The organism is Streptomyces sp. NPDC096324 (assembly GCF_044763015.1).
In the GTDB taxonomy this organism is placed as follows: domain Bacteria; phylum Actinomycetota; class Actinomycetes; order Streptomycetales; family Streptomycetaceae; genus Streptomyces.
Genome location: NZ_JBIWFK010000006.1, coordinates 470,503 through 490,420, shown reverse-complemented (window position 1 = coordinate 490,420; position 19,918 = coordinate 470,503). Strand labels below are relative to the sequence as shown.

The window sequence follows — 19,918 nt, the reverse complement described above, 5'->3', positions numbered from 1 at the left end:
TGAGCAACTACGGTCCAGACAGTGAAACGACAGGTTCGCAGTCCGGCGGAGTGCAGTCCGTCGACCGCGCCATCAGCGTCCTGGAGATCCTGGCCCAGCGCGGCGAGGCCGGCGTCAGCGAGGTGGCGGCCGAGATCGATGTCCACAAGTCGACCGCGTTCCGGCTGCTCGGCGCCTTGGAGGCACGCGGCCTGGTGGAGCAGGCGGGCGAGCGCGGCAAGTACCGTCTCGGCTTCGGCATCGTGCGCCTGGCGGGTGCCGCCACAGGGCGCATCGACGTCACCGAGCAGAGCCGCCAGGTCTGCGAGCGGCTCGCCGAGGAGATCGGCGAGACCGTCAACGTCGCCGTGATGCAGGAGCACTACGCGATCAACCTCTATCAGGTACGCGGCCCGGGGGCCGTGACCGCGCACAACTGGGTCGGCCAGCTGACCCCGCTGCACGCCACGTCGAGCGGCAAGGTCCTGCTGGCGCATCTGCCCGCCAAGGAGCGCACCGCGCTGCTGGCCGAGGCGGGCCTGAAGAAGGTGACCCCGCACACCCTGACCTCGAAGACGAAACTGGAGAGGAACCTCGCCGAGGCCCGGGAGCGCGGTTACGCCTGGACCGTGGAGGAGTTGGAGGTCGGGCTCCACGCCATGGCCGCGCCGGTGCGCGACCGGCACGGCGAGGTCATCGCGGCACTCAGCGCCTCCGGACCCGCGTACCGGTTCACCGAGGAGCGCCTGCACGAACTCGCCCCGGTGCTGGTCAAGGGCGCGGAGGAGATCAGCCACCGGATGGGTTACCTGGGCTGACCCGCCCGGCTACGGCCGGGGAACGCCGAGGCGCCCGTTCAACCAGTCGTGGAAGGCGCCGATGTGGTGTTCGCTGGGCACCAGCACCCCGCCCCTGGCGTACATCCGGGAGCTCATCCCGGGCTGCGTGCGCTCGCACGCGTCGAAGTCCTGGCGGTTGACCCGGTCGAAGAGCTCCACGGACCGGCTGACGTCCTTGCCGCTCTCGACCACGTGCGGGAGATAGAGCCAGTCGCACTCGACGATCGTGCGGTCGACGGCCGCCGGGTACATCCGGTGGAAGATCACGTGATCGGGCACGAGGTTGATGAAGACCTGCGGTTTGACGGTGATCGCGTAGTAGCGGCGGTCCTGGTCGTCGGACACGCCGGGTATGCGGTCCAGCCCCTCGGATCCGTCGACGGTGAAGCCCTGGACCTCCGCACCGAATTCGGCGCCGTGGCCGACGTAGTACTGAGCGGCGTAGCCGTCGGCGAACTCGGGGAGCACCTCGGTGAGTTCGGGGTGGATCGTGGCACAGTGGTAGCACTCCATGAAGTTCTCGATGATGAGCTTCCAGTTCGCCCTGACGTCGTAGACGATCCGCTTGCCGACCGCGAGGTTGCCGATGTCGTAGTGCTCGATCGACTCCACGTCGCCGAGCCGGCCGACGACCTCGCCGATGACGTCGTCCTCGAAGGAGGGCGGGTTCTCCGCCAGGCAGACCCAGACGTAGCCGAGCCATTCGCGGGTGGCCACGCCGACCAGGCCGAACTCCGTGCGGCCGACGTCGGGCATCTTCGTGAGGTTGGGCGCCGCGACGAGCTTGCCGTTCAAGTCGTAGGTCCAGGCGTGGTACGGGCACTGGAAGGCACGCTTGACCTCGCCCGACTCCTCGGTGCGGAGCTTGGCGCCGCGGTGCCGGCAGACGTTGAAGAAGGCGCGTACGGAGTTGTCCCGCGCGCGCGTCACCAGGATGCTCTCGCGGCCCACCTCCACGGTCCGGAAGGCGCCGGGCTTCGTCAGCTCCGAGGAACGCACGGCGCAGAACCACATCGTCTCGAAGATGCGCTCCTGCTCCTGGGCGAAGATCCCCGGATCCGTGTAGGAGGAGCCGGGGAGGGTGGCGATCAGACTGTCCGGCAGGCTGGTCGAGGTCACGGTGCACTCCTCGGGAAACGTCGTGGAGGGGCCATTCACGCGCCGGGAGGAACCACTCCGGACAGCGTTGTGCGGAGAGCAGCGCTGCGCACCATGGGGAACCGCAGCGGAAAATGGCTCAGGGGGCTCGTCAAGAGCCCGCGCCGGCGAGCTGCTTGCGCCAGCGGGTGAACAGCCGAGGCTGGTTCATCCCGAGCACGGCAACCGGAACTGAGGCGCGCCGGTACACGGCCAGGACGTCGCGGTCGTCCACGGCGCCCGCCTCGATGGTCACACTGTCGGCGGCTGCCGCGTGACCGGCGAACTGGATCTTCACGCCGTACTGGTCGGACCAGAAGTACGGCGGTCGGGGCACACCTGGTTCCACCGCACCGCCCGCCAGCAGTGTGGCGATCGCGGCGTCGGGACGCTCGCGGGCACCAGTCCAGTGCTCGACGCGGCGGTGGGCGCCCGCGCGGGGGTCGTACCAGTTGGCGCAGTCGCCGACCGCGACCACGCCGGCCAGGCCGGTGCGGCCGTCGGCGCCGCACTTGACGCCGTTGTCGAGTTCGACGCCGGATCCCTCCAGCCACTCGACGCACGGGCGTGCGCCCACACCGACGACGACGATGTCGGCGGGGATGCTGCGGCCGTCCTCCAGCAGGACGGCGTCCACCCTCTCCCGGACTCCGTCCGGGGGGACCCCCATCCCTCTTCTCTCGCCCCCGCTCAGCCCCTTGACCCCCACGCCGCACAACAGCCTTACCCCGTGGTCCACATGGAGGGCGGAGACGATGCCGCCCATTCTCGCGCCGAGCGGTCCGGCCAGCGGCGTCGGGGCCGCCTCGACGACCGTCACGTCCAGCCCGAGGGCGTATGCGGTGGAGGCGACCTCGGCACCGATGAAGCCGCCGCCGATCACCACCAGCCGTCCGCCCCGGGCCAGTTCGTCCCGCAGGGCGCGGGCGTCGTCCAGGGTGCGCAGCGTGTGCACTCCGACCAGGCCTTCGGATCCTGGCAGGGTACGCGCCATCGCGCCGGTCGCGATGACGATGCCGTCGGCGCGGACCTCCCGCCCGTCGGCGAGCCGGACGGCGCGCTCGGTGCGGTCGAGTCCGGTGGCACGAGCGCCGAGCAGCCACTCCGCCCGCAGGTCCTCGTCGTCCGTCTCCAGCCAGAGATCCGCCTCGCCGAGGGTGCCGGCCAGGAACTCCTTGGACAGCGGGGGCCGGTCGTACGGGCGATGGAGTTCGTCACCGATGACGACCAGCCGCCCGTCATAGCCCTGCCTCCGCAACGAGCGCGCCGCCGACAGACCGGCCAGCGAGGCGCCGACCACGGCGACAGTCCTCACGCGGAACCCCCGGCGAGCCGGGATGCGACGCAGGGCGGCAGGTTGGGGACATCCGCGGACACCCGGACGTAGATCACGCCGTCCTCGACGACGACCTCGTGCGTCCGCACCGGGAGCTTGGCCGGCGGAGAGTCGACCGCGCCGGTCCTCAGGTCGAACTTCGAAGCGTGCAGCGGGCATTCCACCTCGCAGCCCTCCAGCCAGCCGTCGGCGAGCGAGGCGTCCTGGTGGGTGCAGGTGTCGTCGATGGCGAAGAGCTCGCCGTCCTCGGTGTGGAAGACCGAGACCGGCGGATCGATGTCGAGCCGGTGAGCCTCACCTCGCGGGAGATCCACGAGACGGCACGCGGGAATCATCATGACACCTCGGTGCGTATAGCGGAACGGATTGCAGCGAGCGCAACGACAGTTTGAGGTCGGCCAGAACCCTTGTCAAGGCATCCACAGGGCACTCCGGGGCGTCCCTCATGGCGCGCGACACGGAACTCGGTTCAGATGGAACACGGCGGCCCGCCGCATCGGTTCGGGACGAACGCGGGCCGGGAACGGGCGGCCGAGGGAGCGAACGGAAGTTCCGCGGCTGGGCGGTTTCGCGGAGGGGCAGCGTGAACGCAGGCGGGCTACGGGCTCAGCGCCAGTTTCATAGGAAAGCGGGGCAGGAAACCCAACGCGGCGTCGGTGGACTGTTCAGCGGCGGAGCACTTCGCCAACAGCCGTTCCCTCACACGACGTTGCTCGACATCTCGAAGCGTGGAGAACGGCCGCCCCGCCGTCCCGGGAAGGAACCACGGTCTGCGGGTCAGGTGAACGGCCGAGGTCAAACACCAAGCCGAGCGTCACCATGGACCACCAGGCCACCAGGCCACCGGGCTCGGAACGGGCCGGCCGTGTCATGGCTCGGGATGCTCATCGCGCGCGGCCTCGCTGGGACTCGTCAGCCCGCCGCGCGCTGAAGGCCGTCGAGGATGAGGTCCAGTCCGAATGCGAACTCGTCGCCATAGGCATACCCGGGACGCATGACGTGAGCGGTCGCGATCTCGGCCAGGTACGGGTACTCGCCGTCACCGAAAACGCTCACGATGGAAGCCGCCACTTCAGCGGTCTCCTCCGGGGAGTCGAAGGGCAAGGTCTTCTCCTGCAGGGCGAAACCGTAGATGTAGCTGTCGAGTGCCGAGACGGCATGGGCGGTCAGGGTGAGGGAGAACCCGCTCTGACGCAGGCAGCCGAGAACGGCATCGTGATGACGCAGAGTGGCCGGGCCGGGAGTGGACCGTGACTCCATCAGCCCGATCGCCCAGCGGTGGCGAGACAGCGCGAGGCGCATCGAGATCGCCCGCTGCCGCATCGCCTGCCGCCAGTCGTCACCCGGCACGGGGAGTTCGACCTCGCCGAAGACCAGATCGATCATGCCGTCGAGCAGGTCCTCCTTGTTGGCCACGTGGTTGTACAGGGACATCGCCTCGACTCCGACGGCCTCGCCGAGCTTGCGCATGCTGAGGGTCTCCAGGCCGCCGGCGTCAGCGAGTTCGACGGCTGCGCACAGGACCCGCCGCCGGGTGAGCGTCTTGCGGGCCGGCTGCGGGGTGGTACCTCGGGTCACGGTGGACGGTCACTTCCTCTCGCGGTCTCCCAGCGTTGACCAGCTTACGGCGTAAGTGTTGTACTTACGATGTAAGTACGCGGGATCGAAGAGAGAGCAGCGACGATGCGGAACATGAACGAGCCGATCGCGACCGCCGAGGAGACCCGGACGATGGCGGCCGTCGTGCAGGAGCGCTATGGCGCCGAGCCGGAAGCCGTGCTGCGCCCGGCGCGGCTGAGCCGGCCCAGCATCGGGCCGGGCGAGGTACGGGTGCGGGTGCGCGCCTCCAGCGTGGACCGGGGAACCTGGCACATGATGGCCGGTCTGCCCTACGCGATCCGGCCCGTGAGCGGGCTGCGCAGGCCGAAGCTCCCCAATCCCGGCCGCAACATCGCCGGTGTCATCGAGGCGGTCGGCCCCGAGGTGACCGGGTTCGCGCCCGGCGCCGAGGTCTACGGCACGGCGGGTGCCGCGTTCGCCGAGTACGTCGCCGCCCGTCCCGACAGGATCGCTCCCAAGCCGGCCGGACTCACCTTCGAGGAGGCGGCGACGGTCCCCGTCAGCGCGCTCACCGCACTCCAGGCGGTTCGCGACAACGGCAGGATCCAGGAGGGTCAGCAGGTCCTGATCACGGGAGCCGCCGGCGGCGTGGGCACCTTCGCCGTCCAGCTCGCCCACGCCTTCGGTGCCCGGGTCACGGCTGTCGCGAGCACCCCTAAGCTCGACGCCGTACGGGCGCTGGGCGCCGACCACGTGATCGACTACACGCGCGAGGACTTCCTTGCCGGCCCGCGGCGCTACGACGTCGTCATCGACATCGCGGGCAACCGCGGCCTGCGGGATCTGCGCCGCGCCCTCACGCCTCGTGGCAGGCTCGTCATCCCCGGCGGCGAGGCGAAGGGCCTCTGGCTCGGCGGCACCGACCGGCAGCTCCGCGCACAGATGCTGTCCCCGTTCACCGGCCAACACCTGGGCACCTTCATCGCCTCCGAGCACGCCGACCGACTGCGCGACCTGACGGATCTCATCGACACAGGCACGCTCAAGCCTGTCGTGGACACCGTGTACCCGCTGGACCAGGCCGCCGCAGCCGTCCGCCACCTCCTCGACGGCCGCGCCACGGGCAAACTGGCGCTCACCCTGCCCGCAGAGTGACGCCGCGGATCGCCGCCCCGTCACCGGGTACGTCGCTGTAGCCCGACGGTGAAGCCGGTGGTGCCGCCCTGGGGGCCGGGCATCAGAGCAGCCTCCAACCGGCGAGTGGTCGTGGTGCCGACGACGAGATCGCGTTCGCCCCGTCTGACGACTGACCTGTTCCGCCTCTCGCCACGCCCGCCACAGCACCCGTCCATTGATTTGCCCTCATCAGCGAGGGAACCCGGTGTGGGTTCTTCGGACGATGCCTGTCGGAGGACAGGCCGTGCAGGAAGCGAGGACGGCTCGTGGAGTACGCGTTGCGAGCGGAGTACGCGGAAGGTGCCCGGCCCGAGTCGGTCGGCGCCCGCGTCGGGCTCTGGCACATGACGGAGGCGGGCGAGAGCGTGTCGCTCTGCGGGCGGCAGCTCGATCAGGCCGCCTGGACGCAGCCCTCGAAGGCCTGGGGCACCTCCGCGTCCGATCCCTTCTGCCGCGAGTGCGGGGTGAGGTATCTGCGCATGGGCGTGGGCTGAGACGGAGTCCCGGCACTGCGGGCCGAAGCTCGCTGAGACGGACTCCCGGCGTTACGGGCCGGAGTCGCACGGGCCGGGCGCGACCGGATCAAGCTCGGCCCACTCCCGGCAGCCGTGCGCTCGCGGGCCACGGGTCGGTCCACAGGGACCAGGCTTCCGGGCCTCCGCCGTGCCACTCGATGACCGCCCACTCGGCCACGTCGACCTCGTCCATGTCGGCCCAGCCCGCCGTGTTCAACAGTCGGGTCAGGGCCCGCAGATCCCGGGCCGCTCCCGCGAGCTTTCCGTCCACCCACACCTGGCGGCCGTCGCGCTTCGTGGGCGGGTGAACGATCACCGACCGCTCGCTCATGTCCAACCTCCTGGGCCGGGGCCCTGCGAGTGTCCCCCAGCCACGACCTCAAACGTCCCCACGCCGGTGGTGCCCCCCGCCCGAGGGAAGCTCGTGTCAACCGGCGCCCGATGGGCACTCGGAGGCACCGGACGGACCATCCAGGAACCGTCACCGCGTCTGAGAGGTGGAGGACATGGGGCACGGCGGCAACGTCATCGACGAACTGACGACCGATCATCAGGAGGTCGAGGAGATCTTCGGGCGCATCGACCGGTGCGCGCCCGGCGACAAGGACCGGAAGGTCTACGCGGACCAGGTGACGATGGAACTCGTACGTCACTCGGTGGCCGAGGAGGCCTACCTGTACCCGGCCGTGCGCCGCCATGTGCCGAACGGCGACGCGATGGCCGACCGGGAGCTCGACGACCACGCCAAGGCCGAGCGGCTCATGAAGGACCTGGAGAGCTACGAGGCGGGTGACCCCGAGTTCGACCGGCTCCTCGGGACCCTGATGCTCGAAATCCGCTCTCACATCGCCGACGAGGAACAGAACCTCTTCCCGATGCTGCGCGCCGCGTGCCCGCCGGAAGCCCTGGACGATCTCGGGGACAAGGTGCGTCAGGCGAAGAAGGTGGCGCCCACCCGCCCGCACCCGTCGGCCCCCGACACACCGCCCGCCAACAAGCTCCTGGCACCGGGTGTGGGCATGGTCGACCGGCTGCGCGACGCGCTGAGCGGCCGGGGCAAACTCGACTGACAGCACTCGCCGCCGAACCGGCGCCACACGCATCACGACGGACGACCTGGCCGCCCGCACGGCATCTCACGTTCGCGCGGACGGCCAGGCCTCACGTATGCGTGCGGCCCCTCAAGTGACGGTCCCCTCCGTGACACCTCTCAGGCGACGAGCGCCCGCCCCTGCCCCAGCCGGCCGGCGAGCTCCTTGTGATGGAGGGCGGCCACCGGGGCGAGCAGGTCGGGGTGGCGCAGCAGGGCCGCGGCTCGCCGGTCGCTGTCGTCCGGCGACCTCAGACGCGCGAATGCCACGGGCGCGACCCTGACGTGCTCCCCCTCGGCAAGTGCCGCGACCGCCAGGTCTGCCAGGCGGGCGTCGGTGAGGAGGGACGCGGCCCAGCTCACCACGGCCTCGTCCACCCACGTACGCCAGGCGTCGTCGTCCACCGTGCCGTCGTCCGGGCCGGCCATGTCCGAGCCGACGACCATGTCGAGCCTTCCAGCGCCTCCCGGGCCGGCCATCGCGACCAGCGCGGCGTCCATCGGCGTCGGATAGCGCAGCCACGCAGCAACGGTCACGGCCTGACGGGCCTGGGCCTCACAGAGCGCGGACGCGAGCGGCCCGCCGCAGGCCGGATAGGCCCGCGTCAGCCATTCCGTGGCGGCCGCGATGAGCGGGGAGAGATCTGCGAGCACTGCCGGCCCTCCGGGAACTGCCGAGAAGATGAGTCACCTTCGACGAACGGTAGCTCCGGACGGCGGCGGCGCGATGTGGCCCAGCCCTCGGCGACGAGGTGGGATACGACACAGCCGGCGCTGTCGCGGCGCCGGTCCTGCCAGGGTGTCCGAACCGACCGGCCGGAGTGATCCACGTCTCTCGATGAGCCGGGCGGAGCTTTCACCCGCCGTATCCGGGCATGCGGGCAGGGACACGGACAAGTGGGCAATTCCTTACCGGATACCAGACCGCGGAGGACACGGTGACTGGGGGCGACGAGGTGACATCGACCTCTTCGACGTCGTTGGAGGCATGCGTCGCGGCGCGCGTGAGGGAGCTGGAGGGGGAGAACGTCCAGCTCCAGGAGGCGCTGGGGTCGCACGCCGTGGTGGACCAGGCGATCGGCGTCGTGCTGGCCCTGGGCGGGCTGACGCCGCACGAGGGGTGGGACGTGCTGCGGGCGATCTCGCAGCGGACGAACATCAAGCTGCGGAGCGTGGCGGAACTGCTCATCGAGTGGGTCCGCACCAAAGAGCTGCGCGCCGACATCCGCGCCGAGCTGGAGCGGCAACTCGCACGGATCCCCGCACACCGGCAGGCGGACGGGTGACTCCGTCGCCGACGCCACGATCGGTGGTCGGCGATCGCTGGTCGGTGGTCAGCGGTCGGTGGTCCTCTCGTCGGGCCGTCGCCGGTCGTCCGGGCGAATCCCGTGGAGGGCTCAGCGGCCGAGCCCGGAGAGTCCGTCACCGAGGACGCCGGCGCCCAGGAGCAGCAGCACCATCACCGTGATCACGGTGCTGTTGGTGACCATGAACTCTCTGATGGTGTCCAGGAACGACGCGGCGCGCTGTCCTCCGGCGAGGTGGAGCGCGACGGAGCCGAGGACCGTGCACGAGGCGATGAGGACGTAGACGGCGACGGCCGCCACGAGACCGATGTCGTGTGCTCCGGCTTCGACGATCGACGTGGTGGCCGACGCGGTCAGGACGAGGTTCTTGGGGTTGGCTCCCGAGAGGAGGGCTCCGAGGAGCAGCGCCCGTCCGGGCGTGGCGTCGTCGAGGGAGGCCATCCAGCGTGGCTGTTCCGCCTGTTCACCGGTGCGCGGGCGTCTCCACCACGTGCGCACGCCCAGCACGATGAGGGCTCCTCCGGCGAGGACGCGCCCCCAGTCCGCGACCGCCGACGATGTGCTGTCGGGGTCGTCCGCCCCGCCGAGGAGCACCGCGATCAGCGTGGCCGCGATCGTGAGGCCGGTGATCCAGCCGACCGCGAACAGCAGGCCGTTGCGGCGGCCGTGCGCGCCGGACAGGATCAGGATGATCCCGATCAGCGGGAAGGGACTGAGCGCGACCGCCAACGCGGCCGGCAGCATCGCCCCCATCGCCTGGCCGAGCACTGGCTCCCCTTCCGCATCGTGCGACTTCCACGCCGGGCGACCGGGACGGCACCTGTCGCTGAAGTCGCCGAAGTCATCCCGATGCTGCCCCAGCAGGGACCCACGTGCCTTCTGAACGCGCTGACGTCACCCGTCTGCGGAACGGGCGCGGAACGAGCGCGGGACGCGGGCGGTCCCGGCCTCTCCGTGGCCGCGGCCTCAGGCTTCGGCGGCCTTCAGCAGCAGTACGGCGATGTCGTCGGTCGGCAGGCCGTGGGGCCAGGAGTGGTGGATGAGCTTGTCGACGAGTCTGGCGGGCCGCGACCGGCCCGCGAGGAGCTGCGCGAGGCCGCTGGTCATCAGGTCGAGGTCGGTGCCGGGCACCTCGACCAGACCGTCGGTGTACAGGGCGAGGATCGTCCCCGGGGGCATCTGGACCGTGGTGATCGGGTACGGGAGGTCGACACCGATGCCGAGCAACGGACCCGGCTCGATCTCCAGCACGCCGGGGCGTTCCCCGGGCCGGTGGAGCAGGGGTGGCACGTGGCCGGCGCTGGCCAGGCTCATCTGCCCGCGGGCGAGGTCGATGTGCGCGTACAGGCAGGAGACGAGCAGGTCGGGTTCGAGGTCGGCGAGGACGCGGTTGGTGCGGGAGAGCACTTCGTCGGGCCGCGCGCCCGCGGTGGCGTGGACGGCCGTACGGACCTGCCCCATGAGGGCGGCGGCCGCCATGTTGTGGCCCTGGACGTCGCCGATGACGGCCGCCGCGGTCGTGTCGTCGAGCCGGATGAGGTCGTAGAAGTCGCCTCCCACGTCCATGCCGTGGCCTGCGGGGAGATATCGGGCCGCCACCTCGAGACCACGGACAGTGGGCAGGCTGCGCGGGAGGAGTGCCTGCTGGAGCGTGTGGGCCAGGTCGAGCTTGGCGTCGTAGAGGCGCGCCCGGTCGAGGGCCTGGGCCACGAGGCCGCCCAGCGAGGTGAGGATGGCTCGGTCGTCGGCCGTGAACGTGTGGGGGCGGGCGTAGGTGAGGATGCAGCAGCCGACGGGGCGGGCGTCGCTGATGAGCGGCAGGAAGGCCCAGGCCTGCTTGCCGCTGATCCGGGGTGCGGCCGGATAGCTGTGGGCGAGTTCGTCGGGGTCCGAGAAGAACAGGGGAACCCCCCTGATCAGCGCCTCGCCCGCGGGCGTCAGGCTGGTCTCGATCGGAAGGCCGTCGAGGCTTTCGATGGTTTCCGGGTCGTAGCCGTGGTGGCCCATGATCCTCAGGCGTCCGGCGTCGGCCGCGGACAGCACCATGCCGTCGGCCCCGAACGCGGGCAGGATCTGGACGGCGATCAGGTCGACCACGTCCTGCACACCGGCCACGTCCGTCAGGGCCGCCGCCAGGTGCACGAGCTGGTACAGACGGCCGATGGAGGCCGCGGGCGTGGGTGGGGAGGCCGTGCGGGGCGGGTCGCCGGGCCCGGAGCGGCGTGCGTCGACGCGGACGCTGATGCCGCTGGAGTCGGGGTGGAGAGCGATGTCGAGCCAGGTGTCCGGCGGCCTCAGTACGGTGAAGCCGACGGACTCACGGCTGATGACCGCCGTGCGGTAATGGTCCTCGACGAGGACCTGATCCATCCACGGCAGGGACTGCCAGGGCCTGGTTCCCAGAAGCTGGCTGACGCGGCGGCCGAGGAGGGACGCGGCCCGACTGGTGATGAAGGTGATCCTGCCTTCCAGGTCGAGGGCGACGAAGCCCTCAGGCAGCCGTTCCAGGAGATCGGCGGGCGCGTGGGCGGACAGGGCGAAGCGCTCGGAGGCGCCGTCCACGGGGATCATGTGGGGCTCGTCCGGCGGCACGAACGCCCGGCCGGCGTTTTCCAGCACGCGAGCGACACGTCGGCCGTGCGCGGCGAGGTTGCCCCTCTCCCTCAGCGAGGCCCGGCCGGAGTGACCGGCCGGCCAGGTCAGGAACAGTGCGCCCCAGCATCGGCTGCGGCCGGAGAGCGGTGCCGCCGCGAAGGCGTAGCGGTACGGCAGCGCCGCGGCGGTCTGCGGATAGGACAGGGCCATCTCCTCCTGCGAGCCGACCCACACCACACGGCCCTCACGGAACGCGTCGCTGATCGGCACGGACGCCGTCACGGGCACCTGCAGCCAGGAATCGGCGACTTCGCGGGACAGCCCACAGGCCACCTTCAGGCTCAGTAGCTGTCTGGTGTCGTCCACGAGGTAGATCCCGCCGCCCGAGGCCCCGCTGCGACGGACGGCCAGCGCGAGCGACTCCGCCAGCGCCTCGATACCGCCCGGCTTCTCGGCACCGCTCGCCGTCCCGGTGCGGATAGCGTCCTCGGCACCGGAGCCGACCGGCTTCTCTGCCAGGATCGGCTCCTCGGCGCGGCCCGGACTCACCCTTCTCGGGTTGGTCGACCTGCTCGGGTCGGTCGACACAGCGGCGAGCCTCCTCCGCAGCCACACTCGACGGTTCGGTTCGCTGCCCCCTGCACGTTCGCGGGGGCACAGCGCCGTACTCCTGCCGGCCTACCCGTCCGGCCACCACGTTCGCGCGATGTCCTTTCGGACCTCGGGACGCGGACGCCGCTCGATCTCCTCGGGCGCGCGACGACCGGGCTCGGACTTCTTGTCGGGCTTCTTCTGCACCATCTCTCGACGCATCTCCTTGCCTCCTCGGCCTCTCCCAAGTTCCGCAACATGACCGTTTTAGACATTTTTCGAGCGTATTGCTCAGATGTGAGCCTTCACCTCTCCGAGCGTCCTGTCCACCCCCGGCACAACACGACACTGTCGTTACGTACGCGGCTCAGGGGTACCCGTGCGGCGCCGCCGACTCCCGGCCGGCCTGTCCGCCACCCTCGAGCACGTTCGGAGCGGAGCCGTGAAGGCGTACCTGGTCAACCGCACATTCGAGAAGGCCCCCACCGCCCGGTTGCGCTGCTGGATCCCGCCGGGGGTCTACCGCCCGCAGACGGACACCGGACTCCTCAGACGGGCGCTGCGCCGGGAGCGGATCACCGGCCGCACGGAAGTCCTGGACCTCGGCACCGGCAGTGGCGCGCTCGCCGTGGAAGCGGCCCGCCTGGGCGCCCGGGTGACGGCGGTGGACATCTCCTGGCGGGCGCTGGCCGCCGCGTGGTGCAACGGACTCCTCAACGGACACGTGGTGAAAGTGCGCCACGGGGATCTGTCGGCCGCCGTACCGGGCCGCCGGTTCGACCTGGTGGTCACCAACCCGCCGTACGTCCCCGCCCCCGGCGAGGCCCGGCCCCGGGGCCGGGCACGCGCCTGGGACGCCGGAACGGACGGCCGCCTCCTGATCGACCGGATCTGCGCGGCGGCCCCGGCGGTCCTGAGTCCGGCCGGGCGGCTGCTGATCGTCCACTCACACCTGAGCGGTGTCGAGGAGACGCTGGCCCGGCTCCACGCGGGCGGGCTGCGCGCCGAGGTCGTCGAGCGCACCCGGCTGCCCTTCGGACCCGTGCTGCGCTCGCGGCTCGGCTGGCTGCGCGAGCGCGGTCTGGTGGGCGGCCGTACGACAGAGGAGCTGGTGGTGATCCGTGCCGAACACGCCTGAACGCCCCCGCCGTATCCGTGTCCAGCGCGAGGGGCCGCTCCTGGTCGAGGGGCCGGTCGAGATCGTGGGCGAGGACGGCGAGTCGACGGTGTCGCGGCGCTTCGTGGTGGCCGTCTGCACCTGCCGTCGTACACGCACACCGCCCTGGTGCGACACCAGCCACCGCCGTCGTACGAAGCCGGACGAGGCGTCGTGACCGGCCCCCGCCTGCCGGAACCGCGCGGCCCGGTCTCGGCCGCGCTCGTCGACGCGCTGCGCGGATCGGACGCCGACTTCCCGCCGCCTCCCGCGGACCCCTACGGCGACGATCTCCAACTCGCGCTGTACGTCCTCTACGAACTCCACTACCTCGGCTTCGACGGCGTACCGGACGACCGCGAGTGGGATCCCCGACTCCTCACCCTGCGGGCCGCGTTGGAGGATCACTTCCTCCCTGCGCTGCGCGCGGACGCGCCGGTCGACGCGTCCGACACGGCGGAGGCCGCGCTCGACGAGCTCCAGCTCGAACCGGTCGGGGAGGCCGACGGCAGTCTCTCCCACTTCCTCCGCGACCACGGCACCCTCGAACACGTCCGCCAGTACGCGGCGTTGCGCTCGCTCTACCACCTCAAGGAGGCCGATCCGCATGCCTGGGTGATCCCCCGGCTGCGCGGGCGGGCGAAGGCGGCCATGGTCGCGGTGGAGTTCGACGAGTTCGGCGCGGGCCGAGCGGACGAGATCCACGCCAGGCTGTTCGCCGACCTGATGACCGACCTGAGCCTGGACACCTCGTACGGCCACTACCTGGACGCCGCTCCGGCCGAAGCGCTCGCCACCGTCAATCTCATGTCCCTGTTCGGCCTGCACCGTGCCCTGCGCGGAGCGCTCGTGGGTCACTTCGCCAGCGTCGAGGTGACCTCCTCCCCCTCCTCCCGCCGCCTGGCCGAGGCGCTGCGCCGGATGAACGCCGGTCCGGCGGCCGTCCGCTTCTACACCGAGCATGTCGAGGCCGACGCGGTGCACGAACAGGTCGTACGGCACGAGGTCGTCGCCGGGCTCCTGGCGGACGAGCCGCGGCTGGAGACCGACGTGGTCTTCGGGGTCCGTGCCACCGGGCACCTCGAGGACCGGCTGGCCGCCCGACTGCTGCCGGCCTGGCGAGACGGCCGGTCGGCACTGCGCACGAACCACGTCACCCGACCATCACGGAACGCACCCCAGGAAGGCTGAGAATCGGCAGCCGCCCGGGCGGGCGGCGACGCCAGATGCCTGCGCGCGGCCTTGCGTTTCCCGAGCCGCTTGCGCCGTCAGGTCGGAGGCGCCAGGCGCCTCACGCTTCGGCCGGACCCCGGCCGTCAGGCTCCTGCTCCTGCTCCTGCTCCTGTGCCCAGGTGGTCGCCCAGTCGTCGAGCGGGCGGAGGGCTTCGCCGAGGGCCGCTCCCAGGGGGGTGAGTCCGTATCCGTCGGCCGCGCCGGCGATGATCCCGCTCGACGTGAGCTCGCGGAGCCGCTGGTACAGGACGCTGGACGACAGACCCTCGCACCGCGCCAGCAGGGCGCGGGCGCCGAGCGGGCCCTCGCGCAGTTCCCAGAGGATGCGCAGTGCCCAGCGGCGGCCGAACAGGTCCATCGCGGCCATGACCGGACGGCCGGTCGTCGAGCCACGGACCGACGTTCCCGGGCGCGGTGTCGACATGACGTTCCTCGGTTCTCGTCGGCTCTTCTTGTGTTTCGCTATTCGAAACACTAGCATCGGTCGTCATGCGTTTCTTATTTCGAAACCTTGTCCCTCGGGAGAGCCGATGCCGCGGATAGCCCCGCTGGAGCCGCCGTACACCGCCCAGGCCGACGCACTGTTCGCGCGCATGATGCCCGGCGGAGCTCCACCGATCGGGCTGTTCCGGATGTTCGCCCGGAACCTCGCGATGACCGGCGCGATGCACGGCTGGGGTCGCTACGAGCTGGGCCGGCAACTGACCCTCACAGCACGGGAACGCGAGATCGTCATCGACCGGACGTGCGCGCTGTGCGGGTGCGCGTACGAGTGGGGCGTGCACGTGATGACGTACGCCGAGCGGGTCGGCCTCACCCACGAGCAGACCGCGTCGCTGGTTCACGGCGGCTCCGCCGACGCGTGCTGGACGTCCGAGCGGGAGCGGCTGCTCATCCTGGCCGCTGACGCGCTCCACGAGCGCTCCGACATCGACGACGCACTGTGGGCACGACTCGCGGCGGTCTTCGACGAGCTCCAACTGCTGGACCTGCTCCTGCTGTGCGGCTGGTACCACGCCGTCAGCTTCGCCGCGCGGGCCGCACGTCTCCCGCACGAGCCAGGCGCACCGGACTTCGGCGACTTCCCGCCCCGCGTCCGATGATTCACCGCCTCTCGCGGTCGCCGTCGGGCCGGGCCGACCTGCTCGTGACGATCGTGCACGCGTGCCTGCGCGGGGGCCTTGGCGGCAGCCCGACCGCGGTCGTGTTCGAGGGCTTCTCGGCATCGGCCTCGGCCGACACTTCGTTGGACAGGCCGTTGACGGATGCCGAGCGACGCCGGGTGCCCGCGCTGGCCGGTACCTCGCACGCGGTCTTCCTCTCGAACGACCCCTTTCCGGCGGGCAGTCGCGCGAGCGACGGCCCCCGCGTCTCCGCGCGCTTCTTCACCACGGAGGGAGAACTGCCCGCGTGCGGCCACGGCACCGTCGCGGCCCTGGCCCTCCTCGCGGCACGAGCGGGCCGAGGGGAGCAGCAGGTCGATGTACGGGTGTCGGGGCGCGTCATCAAGGGGCGCGCGATCCGCGGGTCGTCGGCATCGTCCGTGGATGTCGTCCTCGAGGCCGGGCCGATCGACCTGCGTGAGCCGACACCGCATGAACTCGCCCTGCTTCTGCCCGCGTTGGGGCTCCCCGTGGCGAACTCCCCGGGAGCCTGCGTCGCAACACTGGGCCGTCCGCGGCTGCTCGTCCCCGTCAGCACCCGCTCCGCTCTCGCGGCACTGTCCCCGGCCCCCGACCGGCTCGCCGCCGCGTGCGACCGCCTGGACCTACTGGGCTGCTTCGCCCACTCCCCCGGATGGGACACCGACCGGGTCGCGGCCCGCATGTTCGCCCCGTCGATCGGCGTACCCGAGGACATCGCCAACGTGAACAGCTCCGCCTGCCTGGCCGCCCACCTGCGCGCCCGTCACGGAACGCCCCGGATCGACGTCGACATGGGCGACGTGTTGGGAAGTCCTTCCACCGTCACCGCCGGTGCACGCAACGGTTCGAAGGGGCCGATCGTCGACATCACCGGCGCCGCGAGGATCGGACAAGTGCTGCACTTTTTCGTGTAGTTGTGCGGTACTGGGTCGACGCCGACTCACCCGGGAAGGGCGTTCGTGGCACAGCCGTCAGGGTGAGCGGATGGCCGAAAACAGCGTGAGGGACATACCGGCGGTTCTGCCTGCCCACATCATCGAGGTCGGGACCGGGCAACTGGAGCGGCCCGCGCGGAACTCGTTGGGCGGCTGGCCCTTCCTGGACGACGCCGACGACTGGCCCGAGTGCTTCTGCGGCGAGCGGATGGCGCTGTTCTTCCAGCTCGACATACCCGTGGACATACAGCACTTCGGCGGAGACCACCTCATGGTCTTCCACTGCCGTTCCCACAACGACGCGTCCGACGCGGAGTTGGCCGACGGCCGGCTCGTTCCCCGGTACTGGGACGCTCCGCAGCCGCCCTACCCGCGTCCGTTCTGGCGCGTACTGCTCCAGCGGAACGTGGCCGTGCCGTCGGCGGAAGCCGAACCGTCCGTCCGCGCACTGCCGTTGACGCTGAGTCCCCTCGTCGACACTCCCGACGCACGCGGGCTGGGAGCCCAGGCGTTCAAGGTCGGCGGCACGCCGTCCTGGGCTCAGGACCCCGAGTCCTACGCCTGCGCGTGCGGCTCCGAGCTCGTGTACCTCTGCCAGGTGCCGGAGAGCATGGAGTTCGCCGTTCACCCCGGGCTGCCGGAGCAGCCGTACAGCGTCGGCGCCGACACCTACAACCTGTTCCTTGCGAACGAGGTGTACCTGCTCGCGTGCCCGGACCACTGCGACCCGGCGGCGGTGTGGCCGGTGAACCAGAACTGAGCTCCTGCTTCACCGGCCACGTGCCTCCGCTGCGCGCAGGTGTCAGCTCTTGGGCATGAGGACGGTGTCGATGATGTACACGTTGGCGTTGGCGGTCTTCACGTTGCCGCAGACCACCTTGGCGGAGTCGTTGACGGTGTAGGACTCGCCCGAACCGGACGTCATGACCTTCGACTTCTCCAGGGTGGTGAAGGAGCCGTTCTCCAGGTCCTTCGGGGTCAGCTTCTGGCCGACGACGTGATAGGTGAGGATCTTCGTCAGCTGGGCCTTGTCGTTGAGAACCTTGTCCAGGGTCGCCTTCGGGATCTTGGCGAAGGCGTCGTTGGTCGGCGCGAACACGGTGATGTTCTGCGCGTTGTTGAGGGTGTCGACCAGGCCCGCCTTCTTCACCGCCGCCACCAAGGTGGAGAGCGCCGGGTTGTTGGAGGCGGCGGTGGCGACCGGGTCCTTGGCCATGCCGTCGAAGGAGCCGGCGCCGTCCTTCGGCACGGAGGAACACGCCGGGCCGAACGGCTGATCCATGCTGCTCGCGCTGCTGCCCGAGCCGGCCATGTCGTCACTGCCCGTCGTCGCCGAAGCCGCCGCCGTACTCGCGGAATCGGACTTGTCCGCGTCACTGCTGCCGTTGGAGCAGGCCGCCAGGGCCAGCGGCAGTACGGCGGCAGCGGCGAGAAGGCCGGAGGTACGGCGGATACGAGTGTTCATCATGTTCTCCTGTTGGAAAGCGCAGCACGGTGCGGCTGCGTTCGGGTTGCGCGGAAAGGTGGTTCGGAAGGGCGCACGGCCCGTGTCACGGGGCGGGCGCGGCTGGTCGACGGGTGTGGGCGCGGCTAGTCGACGGTGACGACGACGGAGTGCCGTCCGCTGGCGCCGTCGGGGATGGTGCGGGTGCGTCTGTCGGTCTGCACGGCACCGGTGCGGTCGGTCGCGCGGACGGTGAGGGTGTGGCCGCCTCGGGTGGCCTTCCAGGGCATCGACCACTGGCGCCAGGCGTCGCGGGTGTCCTCGGCGGCCAGGTGGGCCTTCTGCCACGGGCCGTCGTCGATGCGGACTTCGACCTTGTCGATGCCCCGGTGCTGGGCCCAGGCGACGCCGGCGATCATCACCGTGCCGGTCTTGGGCCGGGCGAAGGGCTTGGGCGTGTCGATACGCGACTCGGTCTTGATCGGGGCCCTGCGGGCCCAACCGCGCTTGACCCAGTACGGATCGTAGGAATCGAAGGTGGTGAGCTCGATGTCCTCGATCCACTTGCAGGCCGAGACGAATCCGTACAGGCCCGGGACCACCATCCGTACCGGGAAACCGTGTTCGAAGGGCAGCGGCTCACCGTTCATGCCGAGGGCGAGCATCGCGTCGCGGCCGTCCATGAGTTCCTCGACCGGGCTGCCGATCGTCATGCCGTCCACCGAACGCGCCACCAACTGGTCCGCAGGACCTCCCCGGGACGGAGGCCTCACCCCGCACTCCTCCAGCAGGCCGGCCAGCCGTACGCCGGTCCAGCGGGCGTTGCCCACATAGGGGCCGCCGACCTCGTTGGAGACACAGGTCAAGGTGATGTCCCGCTCGATCAGCTCCCTGTGCAGCAGGTCGTCGAAGGAGTAGGCGGTCGGACGGCGTACACCCTTGCCGTGGATACGCAGCCGCCAGCCGGTGGCGTCCACCTTGGGCACCACCAGCGCGGTGTCCACCCGGTAGAAGTCACCGTTCGGGGTGACGAAGGGGCTGATGCCAGGGACGCGGAGCCCGGCGCCCCTGGGTACCGGTCGCGCCGGTGACCGGGGGGCCGGAAGCACGACCCTTCGCCGTGAGGCGACCGCGTCCTCGCCACGCGAGGTGGTCAGTGACCGGCCGACCACGCCCACCGCGGCCGAGGCCGCGGCGGCGGACGCGGCCGCCAGGACGAATCCCCGTCGGTCCCAATCCTCGCGCGCGGGCGAGCCGACCTCCGTTCCCTCGGTCACGGGCGCCGACGGAGCAGGTGACGGCCTCACCGCGGTCAGACGGCTCACCAGAACGTACAGAAGCAGAGCCCCGGCCACGGCCCCCACGACGGAGGGCAGCGTGTCGGTGAAGCCGACCGAGTCGGGCCGGTTGACGGCTGCCGCCGCCCCCACGACCCCGAAGAGAAGGACCCCGGCGGTTCCGACCCGCCGGAACCGCACCGCCAGGACACCCAACGCCAGCGCCGCGACAGCCAGCACGACGAGGATGCCGAGCTCCAGCACGAGCTTGTCGTTCGTGCCGAAGTGGCGGATCGCCCAGTCCTTGACCGGGGCGGGTGTCGCGTCGATGGACGCGCCGCCCACCGCGACGACCGGGCTGGACTGCGGACGCACCACGGCTGCGACCAGTTCGGCCACCGCCAGTGCGGCGAACGCGGCCAGCGCCCCGCTCAGCGCACCCAGCGCCCAGCGCGACAAGCCGATCCGTGCTCGCTGATCCTTCTCTTCGTCCCTCACACGGGGAATCCGGTTCTGCGCACCGGACGGATTGGCCGACCCACCTGATCGGGTGAAACGAGTTCTTCTACCAATCCAGCTCGCGTTCCGCTACGGATCAGATGT

The 19,918-nt window shown here is 70.8% G+C and carries 23 protein-coding genes; 11 read left to right on the top strand and 12 right to left on the bottom strand.

What is annotated here, in order from left to right:
* Positions 1 to 50: 50 nt before the first annotated feature.
* A complete protein-coding gene (locus tag ACIQ7M_RS19285) occupies positions 51 to 797 on the top strand; it encodes an IclR family transcriptional regulator (RefSeq protein WP_403645935.1) in 747 nt (248 codons plus the stop codon).
* Between the two features lie 9 nt (positions 798 to 806).
* Here the strand turns inward: ACIQ7M_RS19285 and ACIQ7M_RS19280 are convergent, their stop codons facing one another.
* The 4 genes from ACIQ7M_RS19280 to ACIQ7M_RS19265 form a co-directional block, all read right to left on the bottom strand.
* Positions 807 to 1,937, bottom strand: a complete 1,131-nt coding sequence (locus ACIQ7M_RS19280; RefSeq protein WP_403645594.1) for an aromatic ring-hydroxylating dioxygenase subunit alpha — start codon at positions 1,935 to 1,937, stop codon at positions 807 to 809.
* A 130-nt stretch (positions 1,938 to 2,067) separates the two neighbouring features.
* Positions 2,068 to 3,270 (bottom strand): NAD(P)/FAD-dependent oxidoreductase, encoded by a 1,203-nt coding sequence (locus ACIQ7M_RS19275; RefSeq protein WP_403645591.1) that lies wholly within the window; start codon positions 3,268 to 3,270, stop codon positions 2,068 to 2,070.
* Positions 3,267 to 3,629 carry a bifunctional 3-phenylpropionate/cinnamic acid dioxygenase ferredoxin subunit gene (locus ACIQ7M_RS19270; protein ID WP_386983996.1) on the bottom strand — a complete coding sequence of 121 codons (363 nt, stop codon included), beginning with the start codon at positions 3,627 to 3,629 and terminating at the stop codon, positions 3,267 to 3,269. The genes ACIQ7M_RS19275 and ACIQ7M_RS19270 overlap by 4 nt, the downstream gene beginning before the upstream one ends.
* Before the next feature lie 574 nt (positions 3,630 to 4,203).
* Positions 4,204 to 4,869, bottom strand: a complete 666-nt coding sequence (locus ACIQ7M_RS19265; RefSeq protein WP_403645588.1) for a TetR/AcrR family transcriptional regulator — start codon at positions 4,867 to 4,869, stop codon at positions 4,204 to 4,206.
* A 114-nt stretch (positions 4,870 to 4,983) separates the two neighbouring features.
* On the opposite strand from ACIQ7M_RS19265, the gene ACIQ7M_RS19260 reads away from it, so the two are divergent.
* Together ACIQ7M_RS19260 and ACIQ7M_RS19255 are read left to right on the top strand one after the other, a co-directional pair.
* Positions 4,984 to 6,006 (top strand): NAD(P)-dependent alcohol dehydrogenase, encoded by a 1,023-nt coding sequence (locus ACIQ7M_RS19260; RefSeq protein WP_403645585.1) that lies wholly within the window; start codon positions 4,984 to 4,986, stop codon positions 6,004 to 6,006.
* A 287-nt stretch (positions 6,007 to 6,293) separates the two neighbouring features.
* Positions 6,294 to 6,521, top strand: coding sequence for a hypothetical protein (locus tag ACIQ7M_RS19255; RefSeq protein ID WP_389843648.1), 228 nt, complete (start codon positions 6,294 to 6,296; stop codon positions 6,519 to 6,521).
* A gap of 88 nt (positions 6,522 to 6,609) precedes the next feature.
* On the opposite strand, the gene ACIQ7M_RS19250 is transcribed toward ACIQ7M_RS19255, so the two are convergent.
* On the bottom strand, positions 6,610 to 6,873 hold the full coding sequence (locus tag ACIQ7M_RS19250; RefSeq protein ID WP_403645581.1) for a hypothetical protein: 264 nt from the start codon (positions 6,871 to 6,873) through the stop codon (positions 6,610 to 6,612).
* A 175-nt stretch (positions 6,874 to 7,048) separates the two neighbouring features.
* Here ACIQ7M_RS19250 and ACIQ7M_RS19245 point away from each other — a divergent pair, with 175 nt between their 5' ends.
* A complete protein-coding gene (locus tag ACIQ7M_RS19245) occupies positions 7,049 to 7,612 on the top strand; it encodes a hemerythrin domain-containing protein (protein WP_403645578.1) in 564 nt (187 codons plus the stop codon).
* Positions 7,613 to 7,752: 140 nt separating this feature from the next.
* Here ACIQ7M_RS19245 and ACIQ7M_RS19240 read toward each other — a convergent pair whose 3' ends face one another.
* Complete coding sequence (locus tag ACIQ7M_RS19240) at positions 7,753 to 8,286, bottom strand: hypothetical protein (protein WP_403645575.1); 534 nt, start codon at positions 8,284 to 8,286, stop codon at positions 7,753 to 7,755.
* 302 nt (positions 8,287 to 8,588) lie between these two features.
* Here ACIQ7M_RS19240 and ACIQ7M_RS19235 point away from each other — a divergent pair, with 302 nt between their 5' ends.
* Positions 8,589 to 8,918: an ANTAR domain-containing protein gene (locus ACIQ7M_RS19235; RefSeq protein ID WP_355772533.1), complete on the top strand. Its 330-nt coding sequence runs from the start codon at positions 8,589 to 8,591 to the stop codon at positions 8,916 to 8,918.
* 111 nt (positions 8,919 to 9,029) lie between these two features.
* Here ACIQ7M_RS19235 and ACIQ7M_RS19230 read toward each other — a convergent pair whose 3' ends face one another.
* From ACIQ7M_RS19230 to ACIQ7M_RS19220, 3 genes are all read right to left on the bottom strand, one after another.
* Complete coding sequence (locus ACIQ7M_RS19230) at positions 9,030 to 9,707, bottom strand: GAP family protein (RefSeq protein ID WP_403645572.1); 678 nt, start codon at positions 9,705 to 9,707, stop codon at positions 9,030 to 9,032.
* 198 nt (positions 9,708 to 9,905) lie between these two features.
* Entirely contained in the window at positions 9,906 to 12,014 is a 2,109-nt protein-coding gene (locus tag ACIQ7M_RS19225; RefSeq protein ID WP_403645932.1) for a SpoIIE family protein phosphatase, read from the bottom strand.
* 198 nt (positions 12,015 to 12,212) lie between these two features.
* Positions 12,213 to 12,347: a hypothetical protein gene (locus tag ACIQ7M_RS19220; RefSeq protein ID WP_355770950.1), complete on the bottom strand. Its 135-nt coding sequence runs from the start codon at positions 12,345 to 12,347 to the stop codon at positions 12,213 to 12,215.
* Between the two features lie 283 nt (positions 12,348 to 12,630).
* Here ACIQ7M_RS19220 and ACIQ7M_RS19215 point away from each other — a divergent pair, with 283 nt between their 5' ends.
* The 3 genes from ACIQ7M_RS19215 to ACIQ7M_RS19205 are packed head-to-tail and all read left to right on the top strand — an operon-like array spanning position 12,631 to position 14,472.
* Positions 12,631 to 13,263: a HemK2/MTQ2 family protein methyltransferase gene (locus tag ACIQ7M_RS19215; protein ID WP_403645930.1), complete on the top strand. Its 633-nt coding sequence runs from the start codon at positions 12,631 to 12,633 to the stop codon at positions 13,261 to 13,263.
* Entirely contained in the window at positions 13,247 to 13,459 is a 213-nt protein-coding gene (locus tag ACIQ7M_RS19210) for a CDGSH iron-sulfur domain-containing protein (protein ID WP_384785128.1), read from the top strand. The genes ACIQ7M_RS19215 and ACIQ7M_RS19210 overlap by 17 nt, the downstream gene beginning before the upstream one ends.
* Positions 13,456 to 14,472: an iron-containing redox enzyme family protein gene (locus tag ACIQ7M_RS19205; RefSeq protein ID WP_403645567.1), complete on the top strand. Its 1,017-nt coding sequence runs from the start codon at positions 13,456 to 13,458 to the stop codon at positions 14,470 to 14,472. The genes ACIQ7M_RS19210 and ACIQ7M_RS19205 overlap by 4 nt, the downstream gene beginning before the upstream one ends.
* Before the next feature lie 100 nt (positions 14,473 to 14,572).
* On the opposite strand, the gene ACIQ7M_RS19200 is transcribed toward ACIQ7M_RS19205, so the two are convergent.
* Entirely contained in the window at positions 14,573 to 14,881 is a 309-nt protein-coding gene (locus ACIQ7M_RS19200) for a winged helix-turn-helix transcriptional regulator (protein WP_403645927.1), read from the bottom strand.
* A gap of 163 nt (positions 14,882 to 15,044) precedes the next feature.
* On the opposite strand from ACIQ7M_RS19200, the gene ACIQ7M_RS19195 reads away from it, so the two are divergent.
* The 3 genes from ACIQ7M_RS19195 to ACIQ7M_RS19185 all read left to right on the top strand — a co-directional run bounded on the left by ACIQ7M_RS19195 (position 15,045) and on the right by ACIQ7M_RS19185 (position 17,354).
* Complete coding sequence (locus tag ACIQ7M_RS19195; protein WP_403645564.1) at positions 15,045 to 15,617, top strand: carboxymuconolactone decarboxylase family protein; 573 nt, start codon at positions 15,045 to 15,047, stop codon at positions 15,615 to 15,617.
* On the top strand, positions 15,614 to 16,573 hold the full coding sequence (locus ACIQ7M_RS19190; RefSeq protein ID WP_403645561.1) for a PhzF family phenazine biosynthesis protein: 960 nt from the start codon (positions 15,614 to 15,616) through the stop codon (positions 16,571 to 16,573). The genes ACIQ7M_RS19195 and ACIQ7M_RS19190 overlap by 4 nt, the downstream gene beginning before the upstream one ends.
* Positions 16,574 to 16,643: 70 nt before the next feature.
* Positions 16,644 to 17,354, top strand: coding sequence for a hypothetical protein (locus ACIQ7M_RS19185; RefSeq protein WP_403645558.1), 711 nt, complete (start codon positions 16,644 to 16,646; stop codon positions 17,352 to 17,354).
* A gap of 42 nt (positions 17,355 to 17,396) precedes the next feature.
* On the opposite strand, the gene ACIQ7M_RS19180 is transcribed toward ACIQ7M_RS19185, so the two are convergent.
* On the bottom strand, positions 17,397 to 18,059 hold the full coding sequence (locus ACIQ7M_RS19180) for a fasciclin domain-containing protein (protein ID WP_389843616.1): 663 nt from the start codon (positions 18,057 to 18,059) through the stop codon (positions 17,397 to 17,399).
* Between the two features lie 125 nt (positions 18,060 to 18,184).
* Positions 18,185 to 19,813: a molybdopterin-dependent oxidoreductase gene (locus ACIQ7M_RS19175; RefSeq protein ID WP_403645555.1), complete on the bottom strand. Its 1,629-nt coding sequence runs from the start codon at positions 19,811 to 19,813 to the stop codon at positions 18,185 to 18,187.
* Positions 19,814 to 19,918: the final 105 nt, after the last annotated feature.

What these genes read in the sequence shown, in the direction of transcription:
- ACIQ7M_RS19180 (WP_389843616.1), bottom strand. Translation starts at nt 18,059, where the DNA reads ATGAACACTCGTATCCGCCGTACCTCCGGCCTTCTCGCCGCTGCCGCC.
- ACIQ7M_RS19185 (WP_403645558.1), top strand. Translation starts at nt 16,644, where the DNA reads ATGGCCGAAAACAGCGTGAGGGACATACCGGCGGTTCTGCCTGCCCAC.
- ACIQ7M_RS19190 (WP_403645561.1), top strand. Translation starts at nt 15,614, where the DNA reads ATGATTCACCGCCTCTCGCGGTCGCCGTCGGGCCGGGCCGACCTGCTC.
- ACIQ7M_RS19195 (WP_403645564.1), top strand. Translation starts at nt 15,045, where the DNA reads ATGCCGCGGATAGCCCCGCTGGAGCCGCCGTACACCGCCCAGGCCGAC.
- ACIQ7M_RS19260 (WP_403645585.1), top strand. Translation starts at nt 4,984, where the DNA reads ATGAACGAGCCGATCGCGACCGCCGAGGAGACCCGGACGATGGCGGCC.
- ACIQ7M_RS19245 (WP_403645578.1), top strand. Translation starts at nt 7,049, where the DNA reads ATGGGGCACGGCGGCAACGTCATCGACGAACTGACGACCGATCATCAG.
- ACIQ7M_RS19250 (WP_403645581.1), bottom strand. Translation starts at nt 6,873, where the DNA reads ATGAGCGAGCGGTCGGTGATCGTTCACCCGCCCACGAAGCGCGACGGC.
- ACIQ7M_RS19200 (WP_403645927.1), bottom strand. Translation starts at nt 14,881, where the DNA reads ATGGCCGCGATGGACCTGTTCGGCCGCCGCTGGGCACTGCGCATCCTC.
- ACIQ7M_RS19220 (WP_355770950.1), bottom strand. Translation starts at nt 12,347, where the DNA reads ATGCGTCGAGAGATGGTGCAGAAGAAGCCCGACAAGAAGTCCGAGCCC.
- ACIQ7M_RS19270 (WP_386983996.1), bottom strand. Translation starts at nt 3,629, where the DNA reads ATGATGATTCCCGCGTGCCGTCTCGTGGATCTCCCGCGAGGTGAGGCT.